Raw genomic sequence first — 5078 nt, 5'->3', positions numbered from 1 at the left:
AAGGTCGTGATCAAGCCTTGTAAACCCAGAAGGTGCTTGAAGTTCGGGATCTGAGCCGCTGATCACATCGAGATCTTTGATGGCAATACTATCGATAAAGGGGCTTTTTTTATAGCATAGGTAAATGTATTCTCCGCCAGAGCCTTTGTTTAAATCCACATCCAGTTTCGTAAAACCGATATCCGGTTGAGTGCGTTCTCCCATGATAATTTTCAGATCGGCTATACATTTAGGATTATCTATTCTTGCTCCGTCTGCGGAGACTTTATGATAGCAAAGATAAATATAGTCCCCGCCAGAGTCTTTATTTAAGTTAACAGGGATTTTCAGGTAGCCACTGGGTGGCTTGATGGATGAATTGTCACCGCGAATAATGATAATACTATCAATGTAGTCAGCCCAAATTTGATGGGACTTAAACCCATTCATTGCCCAGGTTTCTTTAAAATAATTGTGCATTTTGTGTTGATGTTCGATCTGATCGCATAGCTCCCAAATACCGGTCAGTGGTCGCTCTTGGGTAAAGTCAATCATGGTGGCGGCATTATTAATGGAGTATCGCCAATCGTCAATGCGTTGCTTATGCCCTGTAAATGTCTGCATGGCGGGTTGATAATCCCCACCAATAACAAGATGTCGTGAATTGGAGTGGGCACAAAAACTATACAGGGCTTCTTCATATTCTTGCTCATCCTCACTAGATAGTTGACCTGTTAATTTTTGGTACACAGCTTTTGCGATAGTCTCAATTGGGTAGGCATTATTCATGTGGATTTTATTGGTTGATGAGGCAAAAACGGCTCGGCCGCCAATCACAATGCCCGTTAAGAAGTGACTGCCATATTGAGCAAATAGTTGCTCGTAATCAGAAGCTGAATCAGCAGCATTGATGGCTGCTTTTATGTTATCTTTTAAAAGTGCTCTTAATTGACTAGGATGCTCTTTTAATTGTAAGGACCAGAGTTGAATAGTGTGTTGTATTCTGGTGAATGCATTTTCTGCCTCTCTGAGACTTCGTGAAGAAAAGTCATTTCTAACGGCGCTAGAAAATAAATTATATGCATCTGGAATGTGGGCAGATTGGGATAAGCTGTTTTGATATTTGGCGATATTGCCACCAGAGAAGCATCGATATTCGTCGCTGTTGATATCGTTCACAGTGACAGGTGAGGGCACTTGGGCAGGTTTGTTAAAATTGACTGCGTGGCAATCTGTTTTTGACCAGTCAAATAGTGGCGTGGTGATACTTTTTGCAAAGGCATAATGGCCAAAAATATCATAACCTGCGCCTATGGCTTCAACACCCGCTAAGTAGTTTGCAGGTATTGATTGTTTATGGCGCAATAATGTTAGGTAAGCATGGCCCTGATATTGAGGGGTGACCTTAAATTGATTGAATTTTTCACTGGTGAGTTCACCTGTCACTATCACTGTCATACAATGCAATCCTTTTAGATGTTTTATGTTTAGTGTAGGTGTTTTTGATTTATCTGAAGTGATGAAAAAGAAAATCTATTTCGGTAAAGGGGTTTTTGATTATTCTACATCAAGGTAATCCACTGATTTAAAAATAGTATTTTTAAACTGCTCGTCAAAATAATATGGAGTAGAAATATCAGTAACAGTCAATTTTCCATTGGTATTTTTTATTATGGGTTAGTCATTCTGATGGCCCACTTTTACAGGTAAAAGTGGGCACTTAAAGTTAGCGTTGTTTATTTATATTTGTTGCTGTGTTCTCATTGATTTTATCTTGATCTTTTATTGATGTCTTTATGTGACTGAGTATCGATAGTCAAGGGCGGAATTTGAGCCTTAAGATAAGCAATTTTATGTTAAGGCTTTTGTATAATATGTTTTATCGCCACCATTGGCTAATAAAGGAAGGGATGATGGTAAGATTTTCAAGTTGGATTTGCCATATAACTAAAACAGAACGCATTTCATCACTATAAGGGTAAAGATAAAACAGGCCTGCACCGATGAATAACACTTGTATTAAGGTGGTTAATGGGTAGCGCCTGTCTAGGAATTTCATTGCCGTGCCAAAGGAGGATTTGAGCGTATTATTTGCTAAATCGACGCTATAGCATTCATCGAGTACCAAGTGGGTTAAGGCACCAATTAAAATCGCTAATCCAATGAGAAGGGATAAGCTCAATGATTGTTGCATAACGAGGCTCAGTGTGATGCCAGCTAAAGCAAACATTATTACCGCTAGAATGGAATGTAATGTTCCTCTGTGAACAGTAATTTTTTCAAATATGGGCTTGATGGCGTACATTGTTATCACATAAATCACAATGCCCACTACCCACATCTCCATCAAGGAAGATAGAGGGTATAAAAAGATAACACTTGCTGATAAAAAGAAGCCTAGAATACTAAAAAGCCATTGAATTGAAGTGGAGTTATCGGAGTCGAGATCGGGAAGCAGGCCCGATAAGGCACCAATAGAAAATAACAATAAGCTTTCTGGAAGGGTTAAAATATGTGTTGCGAGTGCAATAGAGCTTAAAGGTGCGCTGGTAAGGGTACTTGCTTTGAGATGTGTGGAGAAATTTGCCAAGAGAATAGCCTTAATTGAGAGCGGAGAAAAAAGATCAGTAAAAAGAAGCGACTTAAGTTGACTCAACTTAAAAATAATCACTATATTTCATATTATATTATTAAATATTGACCTTAATGTATGTCTGTTATCTTGTATAGCGTATTTACTTAATGTGCTTTTTATTTAACCACTTATGATTAGTTTATCTGTTTTGTTTTGGCATTTCCTTTTATTCCATCAGATAAATATGTCCTTGTGGTCATTTAAGTCTTATTTGTGAAGGCGATTTTGTTATCATGCGCAGATTATTCTTCTAGCGTTTTTCTGTGAGTTTCTTTGTATGACTATTTCTTCATTATTAATGGCGGCTTTAGCAAAACGTCAAAAAATGTTTGTACCAGTGAGTTTGGCTGAAACGGATTGTTTTAGGGTATTCCATGGTACCGTTGAAGGTATTGATGGGTTGACGATTGATCGCTATGGTAGTACTTGGTTAGTGCAAAGCTTTCATCAAACAGTTGAAGAGCAGGTATTGGCTGAACTGAGTGAGGTTTTATCTCAGCATACTTTACTTCCTATTGTCTATAATGATCGTTCTAAGAGAAATTCTAGAGTATTGAATGCATTAGACTTGAATGTGAGTGATAGTGCTGAGACAGCCCAGGTAATTAGAGAAAATGAAATTTTATTTACTTCTAAACTAAGGCATGTGGGGCAAGATCCTTGGCTGTTTCTTGATATGCGTATTGGTCGAGAATTTGTTAAAGCTAATAGTGCAAATAAAACAGTGCTTAATCTATTTTCCTATACCTGTGGAATTGGCATTGCTGCTGCTGTTGGGGGGGCAAAACGTGTCGTTAATGTGGACTTTTCATCATTTGCTTTGAAGGCGGGTGAAAAAAATGCTCAGTTAAATAATGTAGTTTCACAGTGTGAGTTTATACAAAGTGATGTATTTCCTGCGATCCGTCAATTTGCAGGGTTGAAAGTGATTGCAAGAGGAAACAAAAAATTACCGGAGTATCCAAAGCTATCAGCCACTCAATTTGATCTTGTTTTTCTCGATCCTCCCCGGTTTGCAAAAAGCCCTTTTGGTACAGTTGATTTGATTAATGATTATCAAAGTTTATTCAAACCTGCCATGCTAGCAACCAAAAAAGGCGGTCGGATTGTGTGTTGTAATAATGTGGCTAAGGTAGAAAGAGAGCAATGGTATGCGAGTTTAGTTCGCTGTGTTGAAAAACAAGGAAGAAGCGTGAGTGGACATACTTGGTTAACTCCCCATGATGATTTTCCTTCTTTCGATGGCAATCATCCATTGAAAATCGTGGTATTAGAAATTACGTGAAGTAATGCTTTAAAATGGAATGATTCAAGATTGAAACCTAAAGTTTCCATTTTGGACGTTACTGGAGTGGATTTGGGTGTATTTCATATGTCGTCATATACTTTAGTCATGGTATTCTGTTAGGAATGAGGATATGACATTGAAATGGATTGATTCTCGAGAGATCGCAATAGCGTTGATTGATAAGTATCCAGATATTAACCCTCTTAAAGTGCGTTTTACCGATCTGTATGAGTGGATTTTATTACTTGATGAGTTTAATGATGATCTTCAGCATTGTAATGAACGTATTCTAGAAGCTATTCAGGCATGTTGGATTGAAGAAATGGATTAATTTCATTCAGGTGTGATAGCGAATGGAGCTCGGCTTGGTTTGCTGTTACATACTCATAAATAGATTGTGAATGAGTGTCTTTGAGTCTATTTGTATGAGATTTTCATACAAGGGTATGAATTATGCATTAAATTTCGTATAATCCGCGCGAATTTTAATACATGTTTATAAAAAAGGATGCTTTTCATGGCTATCGAACGTACTTTTTCAATTGTAAAGCCTGATGCTGTTGCCAAAAATAATATTGGCGCTATCTATAACCGTTTTGAAGCTGCTGGTCTAAAAATTGTTGCTGCTAAAATGGTACATTTATCTCAAGAGCAAGCTGAAGGTTTTTACGCTGAGCACAGTGAGCGTCCTTTCTTTGGCGCTTTAGTGGCTTTCATGACATCAGGTCCTATTATGGTTCAAGTGCTAGAAGGTGAAAATGCTGTTCTTGCACACCGTGATATTTTAGGTGCAACCAACCCCACTGAAGCAGCTCCTGGTACTATTCGCGCTGATTTTGCTCAAAGCATTGACGAAAATGCGGCTCACGGTTCTGACTCTCTTGAATCAGCACAGCGTGAAGTGGCTTACTTTTTTAGCGCTGAAGAACTTTGTCCTCGTACTCGTTAATATTGAGTATGTGATAAAAAAGAAGCTCTCGAGCTTCTTTTTTTATATCTATTATTTATTAACTTGAACTTGGGTTAAGCAGTACTGTTAAATATTGCTGTTTTGGTTCCTATCTGTGTTGTGCACTCTACTGATAACGGGATACTAGTCGGCGGATTCAACTCGCAAGTGCAATACTCCCCTATGCAGCCTGTCGTAGTTCCTCTAATACGACTTTAGGCTGCTTA

General features: G+C 38.2%; 5 protein-coding genes. 3 read left to right on the top strand and 2 right to left on the bottom strand.

The features are described 5' to 3' along the window. Together Q0976_RS23795 and Q0976_RS23790 are read right to left on the bottom strand one after the other, a co-directional pair. On the bottom strand, nt 1-1437 hold a 1437-nt coding region (locus Q0976_RS23795; RefSeq protein ID WP_299497333.1), incomplete at its 3' end, for an MAC/perforin domain-containing protein. 421 nt (nt 1438-1858) lie between these two features. Next, entirely contained in the window at nt 1859-2569 is a 711-nt protein-coding gene (locus Q0976_RS23790; RefSeq protein WP_299497331.1) for a metal-dependent hydrolase, read from the bottom strand. Nucleotides 2570-2891: 322 nt separating this feature from the next. Here Q0976_RS23790 and Q0976_RS23785 point away from each other — a divergent pair, with 322 nt between their 5' ends. The 3 genes from Q0976_RS23785 to ndk all read left to right on the top strand — a co-directional run bounded on the left by Q0976_RS23785 (nt 2892) and on the right by ndk (nt 4851). Continuing rightward, nucleotides 2892-3899, top strand: coding sequence for a class I SAM-dependent methyltransferase (locus Q0976_RS23785; protein ID WP_299497329.1), 1008 nt, complete (start codon nt 2892-2894; stop codon nt 3897-3899). A 133-nt stretch (nt 3900-4032) separates the two neighbouring features. Further along, a complete protein-coding gene (gene iscX, locus Q0976_RS23780) occupies nt 4033-4233 on the top strand; it encodes a Fe-S cluster assembly protein IscX (RefSeq protein WP_299497327.1) in 201 nt (66 codons plus the stop codon). Between the two features lie 186 nt (nt 4234-4419). Beyond that, nucleotides 4420-4851 (top strand): nucleoside-diphosphate kinase, encoded by a 432-nt coding sequence (gene ndk / locus Q0976_RS23775; protein ID WP_299497324.1) that lies wholly within the window; start codon nt 4420-4422, stop codon nt 4849-4851. Nucleotides 4852-5078 lie beyond the last annotated feature (227 nt).

This window comes from uncultured Shewanella sp. (assembly GCF_947501665.1).
Lineage (GTDB): Bacteria > Pseudomonadota > Gammaproteobacteria > Enterobacterales > Shewanellaceae > Shewanella.
This window is presented reverse-complemented; position numbering and strand designations above follow the sequence as displayed.